The 15,209-nt window shown below is 40.0% G+C and carries 14 protein-coding genes; all 14 read right to left on the bottom strand.

Features of this window, described 5'->3' with window-relative positions:
- Positions 1-48: 48 nt before the first annotated feature.
- A complete protein-coding gene (gene rpsP / locus NXS11_RS04970) occupies positions 49-324 on the bottom strand; it encodes a 30S ribosomal protein S16 (RefSeq protein WP_044360994.1) in 276 nt (91 codons plus the stop codon).
- 131 nt (positions 325-455) lie between these two features.
- Complete coding sequence (ffh, locus tag NXS11_RS04965; RefSeq protein ID WP_259199508.1) at positions 456-1,823, bottom strand: signal recognition particle protein; 1,368 nt, start codon at positions 1,821-1,823, stop codon at positions 456-458.
- Positions 1,824-1,836: 13 nt separating this feature from the next.
- Positions 1,837-2,169, bottom strand: coding sequence for a putative DNA-binding protein (locus NXS11_RS04960; protein WP_259199506.1), 333 nt, complete (start codon positions 2,167-2,169; stop codon positions 1,837-1,839).
- Positions 2,156-3,364: a signal recognition particle-docking protein FtsY gene (ftsY, locus tag NXS11_RS04955; protein ID WP_259199504.1), complete on the bottom strand. Its 1,209-nt coding sequence runs from the start codon at positions 3,362-3,364 to the stop codon at positions 2,156-2,158. Before ftsY ends, NXS11_RS04960 begins: the two co-directional genes overlap by 14 nt.
- 1 nt (position 3,365) lies before the next feature.
- The gene (gene smc, locus NXS11_RS04950; protein WP_259199503.1) at positions 3,366-6,935 is read right to left on the bottom strand and encodes a chromosome segregation protein SMC; all 3,570 of its coding nucleotides are present in this window, start codon (positions 6,933-6,935) and stop codon (positions 3,366-3,368) included.
- Positions 6,936-6,938: 3 nt separating this feature from the next.
- Entirely contained in the window at positions 6,939-7,610 is a 672-nt protein-coding gene (gene rnc, locus NXS11_RS04945; protein WP_259199713.1) for a ribonuclease III, read from the bottom strand.
- Positions 7,611-7,830: 220 nt separating this feature from the next.
- Positions 7,831-8,064, bottom strand: a complete 234-nt coding sequence (locus NXS11_RS04940; RefSeq protein WP_044361001.1) for an acyl carrier protein — start codon at positions 8,062-8,064, stop codon at positions 7,831-7,833.
- 183 nt (positions 8,065-8,247) lie between these two features.
- Complete coding sequence (gene fabG, locus NXS11_RS04935) at positions 8,248-8,985, bottom strand: 3-oxoacyl-[acyl-carrier-protein] reductase (RefSeq protein WP_259199498.1); 738 nt, start codon at positions 8,983-8,985, stop codon at positions 8,248-8,250.
- Entirely contained in the window at positions 8,978-9,904 is a 927-nt protein-coding gene (fabD, locus tag NXS11_RS04930) for an ACP S-malonyltransferase (protein WP_259199497.1), read from the bottom strand. Before fabD ends, fabG begins: the two co-directional genes overlap by 8 nt.
- Positions 9,897-10,883, bottom strand: a complete 987-nt coding sequence (gene plsX / locus NXS11_RS04925; protein ID WP_259199496.1) for a phosphate acyltransferase PlsX — start codon at positions 10,881-10,883, stop codon at positions 9,897-9,899. The genes fabD and plsX overlap by 8 nt, the downstream gene beginning before the upstream one ends.
- A 1-nt stretch (position 10,884) precedes the next feature.
- Complete coding sequence (gene fapR, locus NXS11_RS04920; protein WP_259199495.1) at positions 10,885-11,445, bottom strand: transcription factor FapR; 561 nt, start codon at positions 11,443-11,445, stop codon at positions 10,885-10,887.
- A gap of 153 nt (positions 11,446-11,598) precedes the next feature.
- Entirely contained in the window at positions 11,599-13,644 is a 2,046-nt protein-coding gene (recG, locus tag NXS11_RS04915; RefSeq protein ID WP_259199494.1) for an ATP-dependent DNA helicase RecG, read from the bottom strand.
- A gap of 2 nt (positions 13,645-13,646) precedes the next feature.
- Entirely contained in the window at positions 13,647-14,516 is an 870-nt protein-coding gene (gene sdaAA / locus NXS11_RS04910) for an L-serine ammonia-lyase, iron-sulfur-dependent, subunit alpha (protein ID WP_259199493.1), read from the bottom strand.
- 13 nt (positions 14,517-14,529) lie between these two features.
- Positions 14,530-15,195: an L-serine ammonia-lyase, iron-sulfur-dependent subunit beta gene (gene sdaAB, locus NXS11_RS04905; protein WP_259199492.1), complete on the bottom strand. Its 666-nt coding sequence runs from the start codon at positions 15,193-15,195 to the stop codon at positions 14,530-14,532.
- Between the last annotated feature and the right edge of the window lie 14 nt (positions 15,196-15,209).

Here is a 15,209-nt window from a genome sequence, read left to right as displayed (position 1 = left end):
GAGACAAAACCTGCTTTTGATTTGTCCCACTGTTAAAGTGTGTTTGTATTATTTTGAACGTTTTTGTTCATCAAATGTTTTTAAGATACCTTCACGTGATAAGATGTTGTGAACTGTATCAGTTGGTTTCGCACCGTCTTTTAACCATTTTAAAGCTAACGCTTCGTCGATTTTTACTTCTGGTGCATTCACTGCTGATGGGTTGTAAGTACCGATTTGCTCGATGATACGACCATCACGTGGTGAACGTGCATCAGCTACCACGATACGGTAGAATGGATTTCTTTTTGAACCTAAACGTGTTAAACGAATTTTTACTGCCATTTATAATTCTCTCCTTCAAAGTCATAAGTTTTATTATCTACAAGAAACAATAATAACAGGTCACAGATACTTTGTAAAGAGAAAATACTTTACCTTTTATTTTTTCTTCAAAAAACCTGCACACTACAGCATTAGAATGGCAAGTTCATACCTTTTAACATGTTTTGTAGTTGACCTTGACGACCTTTTTTGCCTTTGCCGCCACCTGTAAATTGTTTCATCATTTTCTTCATATCATTGAATTGTTTTAATAAACGATTGACCTCTTGTAATGAACGTCCCGAACCATTCGCAATACGTCTTTTCCTTGAAACGTTTAGCTTTTCAGGATTTTCGCGTTCTTCTAATGTCATAGATTGAATAATTGCTTTAATATGGTCGATTTGTTTGTCGCTCATATTTAACTGATCTAAGCCTTTCACTTTGTTCATACCCGGAATCATTCGCATAATGTCATCCAATGGCCCTAAGTTTTTCACTTGATCAAGTTGTTCTAAAAAGTCATCCAATGTAAATGAAGATGTGCGCATTTTCTTCTCAAGATCTTTCGCTTTTTCTTCATCCACATCTTGTTGTGCTTTTTCAATTAAGCTCAAGACATCACCCATACCTAGAATACGTGATGCCATACGTTCTGGATGGAACAGTTCCAAACCATCCATCTTCTCACTCATACCGACGAATTTGATTGGTTTCTGTGTGACGGCACGGATTGATAGCGCCGCACCACCACGTGTGTCACCATCTAACTTCGTCAACGTCACACCTGTAACGTCTAATTGTTGATCGAATGATTCTGCAACGTTCACTGCATCTTGACCTGTCATTGCATCGACAACGAGCATAATTTCGTCGGGCTTCGCAATTTCTTTTACTTCTTGTAATTCACCCATTAACGCTTCATCAATATGCAAACGGCCAGCCGTATCAATAATGACAAAGTCTAAATGTTCTTCTTTGGCATGTTTCAAAGCATTTTCAACAATCTGTTGGGGTTTAACTTGGTCGCCTTCCGTATAGACAGGAATGTCGATCTGTTTACCAACTGTTTGTAATTGTTTAATCGCAGCTGGGCGATAGATGTCTGCAGCAACAAGCAATGGCTTTTTGTTGTATTTCTTGCGCATTAATAATGCTAACTTACCTGCTGTTGTTGTTTTACCTGCCCCTTGCAAACCGACCATCATCACAACAGTTGGCGGCTTTTTCGCCATTGTAATTTGGCTGTTATCGCCACCCATTAGTGTTGTCAGTTCTTCCTGTACAATCTTGATAACTTGTTGTCCAGGTGTTAATGACTTCATCACATCTGAACCGAGTGCACGTTCTGAAACTGTCTTCACAAAATTTTTCACGACTTTGAAGTTTACGTCGGCTTCTAATAGTGCCAAACGAACCTCACGCATCATTGTTTTGATGTCAGCTTCAGTCACTTTACCCTTACCTTTGATTTTTTGCATTGTCGCTTGTAAACGATCGGATAATCCTTCAAACGCCATAAAGTGACCCTCCTTATTCTAATTCTTCCAGTTCTTGTATATATCGTTCGAGTATTTCTGGTTCATTTATATGTTCACGCATCGCACAATAAAGTTCTTGGCGACGTGTGAAACGACGGTATAAGCCAAGCTTGTGCTCATAATCTTCTACAAGCTCTCCCGTTCTTCTTATGTTATCATACACGGCTTGACGACTCACATCAAATGTATCAGCTATTTCACTCAGCGCATAATCTTCAAGGTAGTATAAACGCAAATAATTACGTTGTTTCTCTGTTAATAATGATTGATAAAAATCATACAAGTAATTCATGCGTAATGTTTTAATAAGATCATTCTCTGTCATCGGATACCGCCTCGTTTGCTTGTTCATCTTCTTCAGCAACATTCTCTTCAATCATGTCAGCAAATAAACCGTAAACGTAACTTTCTGCATTAAATGGTTGTAAGTCATCCAATTGCTCCCCGAGTCCAACGTATTTAACAGGGATATGCAATTCATTTCGAATAGCTAATACAATACCACCTTTAGCTGTACCATCAAGTTTCGTTAAAACAATACCTGTTACATCTGTCACTTCTTTAAATGCTTTGGCTTGTGCTAAAGCATTTTGTCCCGTTGTCGCATCTAAGCAAAGTAATACTTCATGTGGCGCTTCTGGGATAGCACGACCGATGACACGTTTCACTTTTTCGAGTTCATTCATTAAATTTTGTTTGTTTTGTAAGCGACCAGCTGTATCACAAATTAAAATATCGACACCTTTATTTTTCGCTGCATTCATCGCATCGTACATTACGGCTGCTGGGTCGGCACCTTCAGCTTGGCGAATGACTTCCACGCCAACACGCTCGCCCCATACTTCAAGTTGTTCAATCGCACCTGCACGGAATGTGTCGCCAGCTGCTAGCATCACTTTTTTGCCTTGTGCTTTATAACGGTGTGCTAGCTTACCGATTGTCGTTGTTTTACCAACACCGTTGACACCCACCATTAAAATAACGTTTAAACGATCCTCTTCAATCGCCATTTCTTCAGATTTATCGTCTTCTTGATGATAGATTTCAACGATTTTCTCAACGATTGCTTCACGAAGATCAACTGTTTCCGTAATGTTGCGACGTTTTGCTTCCATACGCAATTCATCTACAAGCTCCATCACGGTGTTAAAACCAACATCGGCTTGAATCAACATTTCTTCTAACGCCTCGAAGAAATCCTCATCCACTTTGCGATAATGTGCTAATAAATTGTTGAGTTGGTTTTGGAAGTTTTCACGTGATTTTTCGAGACCATCACGGAACTTCGCACCAATTTTTTGAGATTCAAGTTCCTCAAATTCTTCAATGGATATCAAATCATCATCAAAGTCTTGCTTCGTCCAATCCGGTTCACTTTCTTTCATTGGCTTTGGCTCTGTGGTTTCTGACTGCCCACCATCTTCTATAACAGGTTCTGATTGCGTTTCAACCTTTTCCTCTTTATGCGTAACTTCTTCAGATTTTGCAAACTTATCTTTCAAACGTTTAAAAAAGCTCATTTTATTGCTGCTCCTCCTTCATCACTTCATCAATGGTATTCAAATTAACACTCACTAATTTCGAGACACCCATTTCTTGCATTGTGACACCGTATAATCTATCACACATTTCCATTGTACCTTTTCGATGCGTAATGACAATAAATTGAGTCGTTTTAGATAGCGACTTTAAATACGAAGCATAGCGTATTACATTCGCTTCGTCCAGTGCCGCTTCTACTTCATCCAGAATCACAAATGGTGCCGAGCGTACTTTTAATATCGCAAATAATAATGCAATCGCACTCAGCGCACGTTCGCCACCACTCAACAGTGATAAATGTTGCAACTTCTTCCCTGGTGGCTGAACCTTGATGTCCACACCTGCTGTCAAATAATCGTCCTCCGTCAAAATGAGTTCTGCTTGTCCACCACCAAAGAGCGTTTGAAACACTTCTGAAAAATGACCTTGAATCGCATGAAACGTCTTACTGAAGCGTGTTACCACTTCTTCGTCCATCTCATCAATCAGTTGCTCCAAAGTAGTTTTTGCCTCACGCAAGTCCTCACGTTGCTCGTTCAAGAACGTATAACGCGTATTAACCTCTTCGTACTGTGTGACCGCATTCATATTCACTGGTCCGAGCTCATCAATAGACATCTGTGTTAACTTGACCTTTTGACGTAATGCTTCAATATCGTTATCACCAAGCGGATATTCTGTTGACGCATGCTCAAAAGTCATATGATAACGAGACGATAGATGATCCAATCCATGATCAATCAACACATCCAAACGTGATTGAGCACCTTTGATTTCTTGATATTGATTTTCAAGCGTTAGGATATACTGATGCGTCTCTTCAAGCGCATGTTCATTCGTTTCGAGCAATTGCTCAACCGCTTGACGTTGTGTGCGCAACTGATCTTGCTCAGCTAACAGCGCTTCTTTTTGTTGTTGCGCACGCTCAATCTCAGTTTGAAGCTTCGTCAATGTTGACGCATCATTGACTTCATCTGAATTAATGATGTCCAATTGCGCTTTTAACTTACGCTGTTGATCTGCAATCTGTGTCAAAGTTTGCTTCAAGCGCGTTTCAGATTGGCGTTGCGTACGAATCCGCTCATTCACAACCGCTAAATCAGATTGCTTTTGGTGCAACTGTTGTTGACTTTCTGCAAGTTGCGCCTTACCTTGTTTGGTTTCTGTAGTCAATTGCTTAATCTGCTGATCTAAAGATGTAAGTTGTGTCGCAATAGCTGCTTTGCGTTGTTCCTGTGCAGCTAACGTCTCTTCCCCTTTAACACGTTGATATCCGTCGTTTTTCTCAAATTCAAAAGCTTCATGATCTGTTTTCAAACGTTGAATCACTTCTTCATAGCGATCATGTTCAAGATTTAAATCGTGTAAGGCATGTTTCAAATGATTATATTGTTGTTGCAACTTAACATATTCGTCACTGAGCGAGGCTTGTTCTTCTTTCTTAGTAATACAAAAACGCTCCAGTGCTTGTGTTTTCTCTTGATAATCTGCTAACTGTGCTTCAAGTTGCTGTACTTCATCTTTTTGGCGTAACAAAGATTGGCGCTGTGCATTACCACCACCTGTCATAGAACCACCAGGGTTTACGACATCACCGTCTAAAGTCACAATACGCACTTTATAATTGATACTTTGTGCTACTTCATTCGCATGCTTGAGCTCATCCACTATCAAAATACGTCCGAGAAGATGATCAACAATTTTCTGGTAAGTTGCATCAGTCGTTACCACTTCATTCGCAACAGCAATAAAACCTGAATGTTGCTGTGCCTTTTGAACGAGATACGCATCTGTCTGTTTAGCTTGGATAACCGATAATGGTAAAAATGTCGCACGCCCTAAGCGTTTCGTTTTTAAATATTGAATGGCTTGCCGTGCAGACGCTTCATCTGCTGTAATAACGTGCTGCATGCTTGCGCCCAATGCTGTCTCAATTGCAGTTGTATATTTTGAAGGAACATCAATTTTTTGTGCCACTGCACCATGAATTCCTTTTAAAGTATCTGTTGCCTTTAATACAGCTTTAACACCTTGATAAAAATAGCTGAGATCGTCTTCACGCAACTTCATACTCTCAATGCGTGACTTCAATTTATCATTATAACGGTATGCTTGATGAAGTTTTTCCTCAGAATCTGTGTGCAGTTGTTTCACTTCAGTGAGTGCTTGTTCTGTTTGTTTACTTCGCTGTGTCACACTTGTTAATTGCGCTTGTTTATCATTTTGTGCTTGTTCGATATCCGTCAGTTGTTGCTGTGCCTCTGTTAATTTGGCATACGCTTCGGACATGCGTGAGTCAAGGCGTGTTTGTTTCTTTTGATGTTCTGCCAACGTCCGAGTAAGGAAGCGTATTTCATTATTTATCTCTGACTGTTCCGTCATTAATTCATAATACTGATCTTTCAAACGTTCAACATCTTCATCAGTAGCTGACTGTACTTGGTGTAACGACTGCTCCAATGTATGTACTTCTTGAGTCAGCGTTTTTTTCTGTTTTTTTAATGCTGCATACTGTTTTTGAATAGTTGCTAGTTCTTCTTCCACTTGAGATTTTTGAGCAATTAAACTCGCTTGTTCTTCTTCAATCCGCGCATTTGATTGCGATTGGTTTTTTTGGCGTTCTTCAATCAGATGATATTGCCCTGTCACCTTTTCAACTTGTTCGGTTGCTTCAATCAGTGCCGCATTAAGTTGTTCTAACTGCCCATCTATCTCGAAACGATCGCCTTTCGTTGCTTTAATCGTACGCGTGATATGGGTCTTTTTACTTTGAGCACGTTCTTGCTCACTTTTCAAACCATTTAACGTTTCATCATGTTCCGCAATTTGCGCCTTATAAGAAGTAATATCATGTACAGTGACACATATATCACTTTCCTGCAAAATTTCAGATAGCGTTTGATATTCTTTGGCAATAGCTGCTTCTTCTTTTAGCGGTTCTATACGCGCCTCTAAATCACTTAGAATATCTTCAACACGTGTTAAGTTATCTTCTGTTTGTGACAACTTATCCAGCGATGCTACTTTACGTTTTTTATACTTCAAGACACCTGCAGACTCTTCTATAATTTGGCGGCGGTCAATCGGTTTCGCATTGAGCACTTCATCAACACGCCCTTGAGAGATAATGCTAAAGGCTTCTTTGCCCAATCCCGAATCAAGAAAAAGTTCTGTAATGTCTCTTAAACGTTGTTGCTCATTGTTCAGATAGTATGCGCTCTCGCCACTACGATACAATCGACGTGTCACTACAACTTCATCTGCATTAATGTTGAGCAATCGTTGTTGATTGTCTAATCTCAATTGTACTTCCGCATAATTCTGTGCATTACGGTGTTTAGCTCCAGAGAAAATAATATCCTCCATCTTACTGCCACGTAAAGAGCGTGCAGATTGTTCACCTAACACCCATTTAATAGCGTCTGTGATATTACTTTTACCACTACCATTAGGCCCCACGATAGCAGTAACACCCTGATCAAATTGAATTTGCGTAGGCTCAGCAAAAGACTTGAAACCATATGCATCAATAGACTTTAAATACACCATACCTTACTCCTTACTTGTCATTTTTACATAGGCTTGTTCCGCTGCCTTTTGTTCTGATTCTTTCTTTGTACGACCTTGACCGATAGAAATAGGTTCGTCATTCAACAAAACTTCTGATGTGAATTCTTTGTTATGAGCAGGCCCCTCTTCTTTTACCACTCGATATGTCAAACGACCTAGATGCAATTGATGAATATATTCTTGAAGTTTCGTTTTAAAATCAACAACCCCCATCAATGTATCGCCTTCAACATACGGAAATATCACTTGTTCTGCAAAATGACGTACAACCTCTAACCCCTGATCTAAATATAAAGCACCAACAAACGCTTCAAAGGCATCTGCCACCAGTGCTGGTCGCGTACGTCCGCCTGTCTTTTCTTCACCATTGCCTAACAAAATAAGCGGGTTCATATTAATATTCGTCGCAAATATTACAAGTGAGGGTTCACACACAATTGTTGCACGCATTTTAGTCAAATCCCCCTCTGGCAGTTGTGGATATTGATCATATAAAAAGCGTGATACCGTCAATTCTAATACCGCGTCGCCTAAAAATTCTAATCGTTCATTATACATTAATCGATTCATATTAAAATCATTAATAAAACTTGAATGTGAAAATGCTTGTTGATAAATAGCGATATTGTCATAAGGTAAACCTAATTCGTTCATCTTATACTCAAATTTTTTCCTAAATTCCTTTACTAATGTGTCTTTGTTTGCTTTAACCACATACAACGCCTCCCTTTACCTGCTGTATAAAATACTTTTTTCTCTCTTTTATTATCTATACGACAAGACCTTGGACAACATGCACAGACGAACGCAATTAAACATTCATACGCATTCCTAAAAAAACTGAGCCGATACGAATCGGCTCAGTTGAAAATAATTATTTTTCAAGTGTATTAATGAAATTAACAGCGTCGCCTACTGTATTGATTTTTTCCGCTTCTTCATCCGGAATTTCAGTACCAAATTCGTCTTCTAATTCCATTACTAATTCAGCAATATCAAGTGAATCAGCACCTAAATCATCTTTGAATGATGCACCTTCAGTAACCTTATCAGCGTCTACGCCTAAACGGTCAACAATGATGTCTTTTACTTTATCGAAGTTTTCCACAGTCTGTCACCTCCTTTAAAAATTCAAGGATTGCCCTTGGTCGACTGTAGTGATACTTATTCATATCATACCCGACGGTTATATTTTGCCATGTTCTAGACAGAATTACAACCCACTTCATCTTTTGCTACTGCGCAAGGAACTTCCTTCTTATTATAGCATGGTTCATGCCATATGGTAGCATTATTCCATGTGCATACCACCGTTAACATGAATTGTTTGTCCAGTGATATAGCTTGCATTTTCTGATGCTAAAAATGCAACTGTATGCGCGATATCTGTATCTTGACCGAAACGACCGAGTGGAATTTGTCCTTTCATCGTTTCTTTCAACTCATCGCTTAATGCATCTGTCATATCAGACACAATAAAACCTGGAGCTACTGCGTTCACTGTAATATTACGAGAAGCCAATTCGCGTGCCGCCGTCTTAGTCATTCCGATGACACCAGCTTTTGTCGCTACATAGTTAATCTGACCAGGGTTCCCTACTGCCCCGACTACGCTTGTTAAGTTAATAATACGACCATGACGTTGCTTCAACATTTGTGGTGTTGCTTTTTGAATACAGTTGAAAACACCTTTTAAGTTCGTATCAACCACATCGTCCCATTCATGCTCTTTCATACGCATTAACAAATTATCGCGTGTAATTCCTGCGTTATTAACAAGTACATCAAGTGAACCGAATGTTTTTACCACTTCTTTAATCATCGCTTTGACTTCATCACCATTCGCGACATTTGCTTGGATGGCGATACTTTCTCTGCCTTTACTCTGTATTTCCGCTACAACGGCCTCGGCTTTTTCTTTGTTCCCTGCGTAGTTTACTACAACATGATACCCTTCATCTGCTAACTGCAAGGCAATACTGCGTCCAATACCTCTTGAAGCACCTGTTACTAATGCTACTTTAGTCATTTGTCATCCATTCCTTTATGTCTTCGAGTGTTTGTATCGAAGTTATTTTAACATCTCTATTAATCTTTTTCACAAGTCCTGATAATACTTTGTTAGGACCAATCTCTACAAAATGGGTTACACCTTGATTGATTAACCATTCGATAGAGTCAATAAATTGTACTGGTGAATATAATTGTTTAATCATATGTTGTTTAATATTATCTGCATCTGTTTCACCTTGTGCATGATAGTTTTGGACAACAGGTGTATGTGCATCATGCCATTCAAATTGATCAATATACGTTGCAAAATCATGTTCGATAACTTGCATGATAGAAGCATGAAATGGCCCAGATACTTGGAGTGGTAACACACGTTTCGCACCGAGTGATTTGCCGTTTTGAACGAGTTGATCAACAGCGGATGCATGACCAGAAACTACAATTTGACCTGGGCAATTGATGTTAGCCGGCTCAACGATTGCATCTTCCGTAGAGATTTCAGCACAAATGGCACGCACTTCCTCAAGCGATAGACCTAATACTGCCGCCATACTGCCAACACCACTTGGAAACGCCTGTGCCATTAATTCACCACGACGTCTTACAATCTTCACAGCATCTTCAAACTTTAATACACCGTTCGCAACCAAACTTGAATATTCACCCAAACTATGCCCAATGACATAGTCTGCAGTTGGTTGACCCATTGCTGTATATAATGCCATGCTATGCGCTAATAATGCAGGTTGTGTATTTTCAGTTTGTGATAGTATCCCTTGTGGGTCTTCAAACATTGTTTCTAACAAGTCAAAATCAAGACTCGCTTGTGCTACATCAAGCAACGCTTTTGCTGTATCATCATGTAAATATAGATCCTGCGCCATCCCTACTTTTTGCGCACCTTGACCTGGAAACATTAATGCTACCTTACTCACCTTGTTCACCAACCATTTCGCGCATATTTTCTACGATTTGTGTTTCACACGCAATTTTTGCTTGACGGATTGCTGAATAGAATGCCTTAGCACTTGAACTACCGTGTGCTTTTACAACAACGCCATCTAACCCAAGGAGTACCGAGCCACCATATTCAGAGTAATCAAGTTGTTTGGCAATGCCTTTAATATCCTTTTTCATCATTAAAGCTGCTAACTTATTCTTCATACTTGATAACAAGTCATGTTTGATAATCTTGCCGAATGATTTTGCGACACCTTCTAAATTTTTTAAAATCATATTGCCTGTAAAACCATCCGTTACAATAACATCTGCCTCATCTTCCATAATCGATTTCGCTTCAATATTACCAACAAAGTTGAACTGCTGCGATGCTTCCATCTGCTTAAACGCTGCTTTTGTCAAACTATTTCCTTTTTGTGTTTCCGTACCAATATTTAATAACGCTACTTTAGGTTGATCGATACCACGCAGTTTCGTTGCATAGACATGACCTAGAATCGCATTTTGATATAGATGTTCGGCTTTCGCATCTGCATTAGCACCCACATCTAAAAATACAACACCTTTACCGCTGACAGTTGGCAATGTTACAACCAATGCAGGTCTCGCAACACCAGGCAACCGTCCGACAACGAATAAGCCTGCCGACATTAATGCACCCGTATTTCCTGCAGAGACACATCCTTGTGCTTCACCATTTTTTACTGCTTCTGCCATGCGTACCATAGAACTGTCCTTTTTACGCTTTATCGCACGCACTGGTTCATCTTCCATCGTAATTATTTCTGAAGTTGGACGGAATGTAATACGTGGATGATCCAACGTATACTGCGATTTATCGCCAAACAAGATGACTTCTAAATCTTCAAAGTCATTGACTGCTTGTTCAACCGCTTCTAAGACGATTTGCGGTGCATCGTCGCCACCCATCATATCAACAGCTATTTTTACCATGTTATTCATCCTCACTTATATAGTACATTTTGAATAGTCCTTCAAAAACCTTTTCTTCTCCTACGTATGAGCTCACAGTCATTTCATAATATTTATTATCGTGATGTGCTACTTTTGCTTGAGCCATGACACTATCCCCTAAATGGACAGGCTTTACAAAATGAATATGACTTTCTTTCGTGAGTACAAAACCATGCTTAATCATCGCCACACAAAGTGAATTGGCTTGTGCAAAAACGATATGTCCACGTGCAATATTATTGCGTGAAAAGACATCTTTGGATGATATCGTTAACAAAGACTTGGCTGAACTGTTAGGTACTAATGCAATAATATCACCGATGATATCTTGATTCTCCAATGAGCTAATATGTGGATATTGCTCCGTTGCGACACGTTTAACCCGTTCTCGCAATTCAGGAATATGTAGTTGACTGCGATCGAGACGAATTGTTTGTATACTCACATCATACATTTCACTCAGTGCTTGGTCGGTTATAAAGGGATTTTGTTGAATTGTTTCTTCTATTAACTTACGTCTTTCATTTTTATTTCTTTTCACTTTATCGCCACCACTATTTAGTACCAAGTCTTAATTGGTTCTAATACATTTTAACATGTTCTCATCTATCTTCCAACTAACACCAAATGCTTTTGTGAATTCATGACATATTCCATCAAAAACACATCATTTTTCAGGGTGTTTAATTAAACATCAGTCAAAACTTTGATGTAACACGTTACGTTCGATAAATTCTCTAAGCCGTACGAATTCACTGGTAAAGAAGCGTTCAGATTGGATCATCTCTGCAGCTTCATCTCGAGCCACTTCTAACATGCGATAGTCTTCTACAAGGTTGCCCACTAAGAAATCGGGCAGTCCGCTTTGTTTCACACCAAAGAAATCTCCAGGTCCTCGCATCTCTAAATCGCGTTCGCTCAACTCAAAACCATCTGTTGTCTGTGTCATAATCGTCATACGTTCAATGCCTGTTTCTGTTTTTGGAGAGGCAATCAGTACACAATAACTTTGATGATCACTTCTTCCCACACGCCCCCTCAATTGATGTAACGTAGAAAGACCGAAACGATCGGCATCATATATCATCATAAACGTCGCATTAGGCACATTCACACCGACTTCGACAACTGTTGTAGACACAAGTACATCTAACTCATGCGCACTAAAACGCTGCATGACATCATCTTTCTCATCTGAACGCATTTTACCGTGCAAAATACCGATGCGACGATTGGGTAGCTGCATCTGTAAATTTTCGTACAGTGCAATGACGTTTTGAACGTCTTCAAGATGTTCAGAGCTGTCAATCAATGGCGAAATAACGTATGCTTGACGCCCTTTGGCAAGTTCTTGTTCCATTTGTGCCAATACTTGGTCATAGCCTTCATGTTTCACCCAATGTGTAATGATTGGCTTACGACCCTTTGGCATGCTTTTGATTGACGACACATCCATTTCACCAAAAACCGAAATAGCCAAAGTTCTTGGTATCGGCGTGGCTGTCATGAATAACACATTACTCAATGCTCCTTTTTCACGCAACTTTTGGCGCTGTTCGACACCGAAGCGATGCTGTTCATCCGTAATTACAAGCCCAACATCGTGGAACACTACATCATCTTGAATCAAAGCATGTGTACCAATTAAACAATCTATTTCGCCTTGTGCAAGCTGTTCAAGCAACAAATCTCGCTTTTTTCCTTTGACTGATCCTGTTAATAAAGCGACACGCATACGCTCACCGAATAATGTCGCTAAACTTTCCGAATGTTGCTCGGCTAAAATCTCGGTCGGAACCATTAATGCTGATTGGTAGCCCGCTGTTTTTAAAGCATACATACAGATAGCTGCGACAACTGTTTTACCTGAACCAACATCGCCCTGTAACAAGCGATGCATACGCAGTGGCGCCTTTAAATCTCGGAAAATCTCGTTTATGCTTTGTTTTTGACCTTCCGTTAATTCAAATGGTAAGTCAGCAATAAATGCTTTAACTGCTTCTATATCATAATTGACGGCAACTGCTTGGTCTGAAGTTTTCTCTAATCGATTTAACCATTGCATGCGTAACTCAAAGATAAAAAACTCCGTAAATGCGAAGGTCCGACGCGCTTTCAAAATCATTGCTTGATCCGATGCTTCATGCAATGTGTGTAAAGTATCATGTAGTGATTCTAGCTTATATTTATGGCGCAAGTCTTCTGGTAACCATTCATGAATTGTCACATCTTTTAGCGTCGTTCGAATCATATCTCGCAATGTTTTTTGCTTGATACCTTCTTTCACACGATATATAGGTGTGAACTGTGCATCAGCAAGTTGTTTCATATCCGTAAACATCTTTTGTCCATTGATTTCTTGTTTACGTCGCGACCATCTGCCCTTTACAACAACAGTATCGTGTAACTGTATCTTGTTCTTCAAATAGTGCTGATTGAAAAACACAACTTTTACTGCAATGTCATTCACCATCATATGAACCGTTAACTTTGAACGATTGCGCCCTAGAAAAGCGACGGTTGGGGTAGAATAGATTTCCCCCTGCACCGTCACGATGGATTCATCATCTGCTTGTGTCAGATCAACAAGCGAATTGTCTTCATATCGTGCAGGTAAATAGAGAATCAAATCTTCAACCGTATGAATATTCATTTCATTGAGTATCGTTAAACGCTTAGGTCCAAGTCCTTTAATATCTTTAAGCGCATAAGGATTTTCAATTATCGCTATTTTTGTCATAATTAATCACCAAATATTTGTTGTTTTAACCGTTCTCCGGTTGGTGTACCTGCCAAACCACCACGTCCTGTTTCACGCAATTCTACAGGCATTGTTTGTCCTATGCGGTGCATCGCATCAATCACCTCATCGGTTGGGATACGAGAGCTAATTCCTGCCAGCGCCATATCTGCAGACACAATGGCATTTGATGCACCCGCTGCGTTACGCTTCACACACGGTACTTCCACTAATCCAGCAACCGGATCACATACAAGTCCTAACATATTTTTCATACAAATTGCAAAACCTTCTGCCGACTGTTGTGGCGTCCCTCCAGCTGCTTCAACAATAGCCGCTGCCGCCATCGCACTCGCAGATCCGACTTCCGCTTGACACCCTCCAGCCGCACCAGATATAGAGGCATTATTGGCAACTACAAAACCAAAAGCACCCGCAGTGAGCAGAAAGTTCAGCATCCCCTTACGATCTAGCTGTAATTTATCCTTCAATGCAAACAACACACCAGGAACAACGCCTGCTGATCCCGCAGTAGGTGTCGCACATATTTTCCCCATCGCAGCATTCACTTCATTGGTTGCGACAGCTTTACTAATCGCATCTAGCACTAAGTTACCCGCTAAAGCATTACCACTTGCGATATACTGTTTCATTAGTACTGCATCGCCACCAGTCAATCCTGTTTTAGATGTAACGCCATTCAATCCTTCTTCCACCGCATTTTCCATTGTTGTTAGATTGCGATCCATATGCATATAGACCTCTTCTTGTGTCATACCAGTGACAGACATCTCTTGTTCGAGCATCACTTCATAGATTGGCTTATTTTCCGCTTCACACTTTGCAATGAGCGCTTTAATACTTTTAAACATCCTATCCCTCCGATTAGTCTTCTCCCATTAGTGATACCGTTATAATCCCCGGTATTTGACGAATCTCTTCAATTACGCCATCAGTGACTGTTTCATCCAATTCACACGTCATCAAGGCTTGATCTCCCTTTTCTTTACGTGAAACATGCATACTCCCAACATTGATACTATGCGCTCCTAAAATATTGGCAACCTTACCAATTGTTCCAAATGTATCTTTGTGAAATACGAGTAACGTTGGATAGTTCCCACTAATATTGATTGGGAAACCATTGATTGCGACAATTTCTATTTTCCCCCCACCAATTGATACACCTTCAACAGAAATTGTAGTTTCACCATCTGTCATATCAATAATCGCTGTATTAGGATGCGGACGTTCTTCAGACATTTCAATAAAATTCACACGCATACCTAACGCTTTCGCTGTTGTAAGACTCGATTCAATTCGGCTATCGTCTGTATCATACCCCAACAAACCGCCTACCAATGCCACATCTGTCCCATGTCCTTTGTAGGTTTCCATAAAAGAGCCAAACAGATAAATATCAGCTTGCGTCGGCGCCCCTCCAAACAATGATCTGGCAACTAAGCCAATTCGCACAGCCCCTGCTGTATGTGACGACGATGGTCCCACCATTGTCGGTCCAATAATATCGAACACACTTTTAAATTTCATAATCTCCCCCCTGT

The sequence above is a fragment of the Staphylococcus americanisciuri genome, from assembly GCF_024814435.1.
Taxonomy (GTDB): Bacteria; Bacillota; Bacilli; order Staphylococcales; family Staphylococcaceae; genus Staphylococcus; species Staphylococcus americanisciuri.
The sequence above is the reverse complement of the archived record's forward strand: the minus strand, read 5'-3'. Positions and strand labels throughout refer to the sequence as shown.

What these genes read in the sequence shown, in the direction of transcription:
- sdaAB (WP_259199492.1), bottom strand. Translation starts at nt 15,195, where the DNA reads ATGAAATTTAAAAGTGTGTTCGATATTATTGGACCGACAATGGTGGGA.
- NXS11_RS04960 (WP_259199506.1), bottom strand. Translation starts at nt 2,169, where the DNA reads ATGACAGAGAATGATCTTATTAAAACATTACGCATGAATTACTTGTAT.
- rpsP (WP_044360994.1), bottom strand. Translation starts at nt 324, where the DNA reads ATGGCAGTAAAAATTCGTTTAACACGTTTAGGTTCAAAAAGAAATCCA.
- ffh (WP_259199508.1), bottom strand. Translation starts at nt 1,823, where the DNA reads ATGGCGTTTGAAGGATTATCCGATCGTTTACAAGCGACAATGCAAAAA.
- sdaAA (WP_259199493.1), bottom strand. Translation starts at nt 14,516, where the DNA reads ATGTTTAAAAGTATTAAAGCGCTCATTGCAAAGTGTGAAGCGGAAAAT.
- smc (WP_259199503.1), bottom strand. Translation starts at nt 6,935, where the DNA reads ATGGTGTATTTAAAGTCTATTGATGCATATGGTTTCAAGTCTTTTGCT.
- recG (WP_259199494.1), bottom strand. Translation starts at nt 13,644, where the DNA reads ATGACAAAAATAGCGATAATTGAAAATCCTTATGCGCTTAAAGATATT.
- rnc (WP_259199713.1), bottom strand. Translation starts at nt 7,610, where the DNA reads ATGAACGAATTAGGTTTACCTTATGACAATATCGCTATTTATCAACAA.
- ftsY (WP_259199504.1), bottom strand. Translation starts at nt 3,364, where the DNA reads ATGAGCTTTTTTAAACGTTTGAAAGATAAGTTTGCAAAATCTGAAGAA.
- fabG (WP_259199498.1), bottom strand. Translation starts at nt 8,985, where the DNA reads ATGACTAAAGTAGCATTAGTAACAGGTGCTTCAAGAGGTATTGGACGC.
- plsX (WP_259199496.1), bottom strand. Translation starts at nt 10,883, where the DNA reads ATGGTAAAAATAGCTGTTGATATGATGGGTGGCGACGATGCACCGCAA.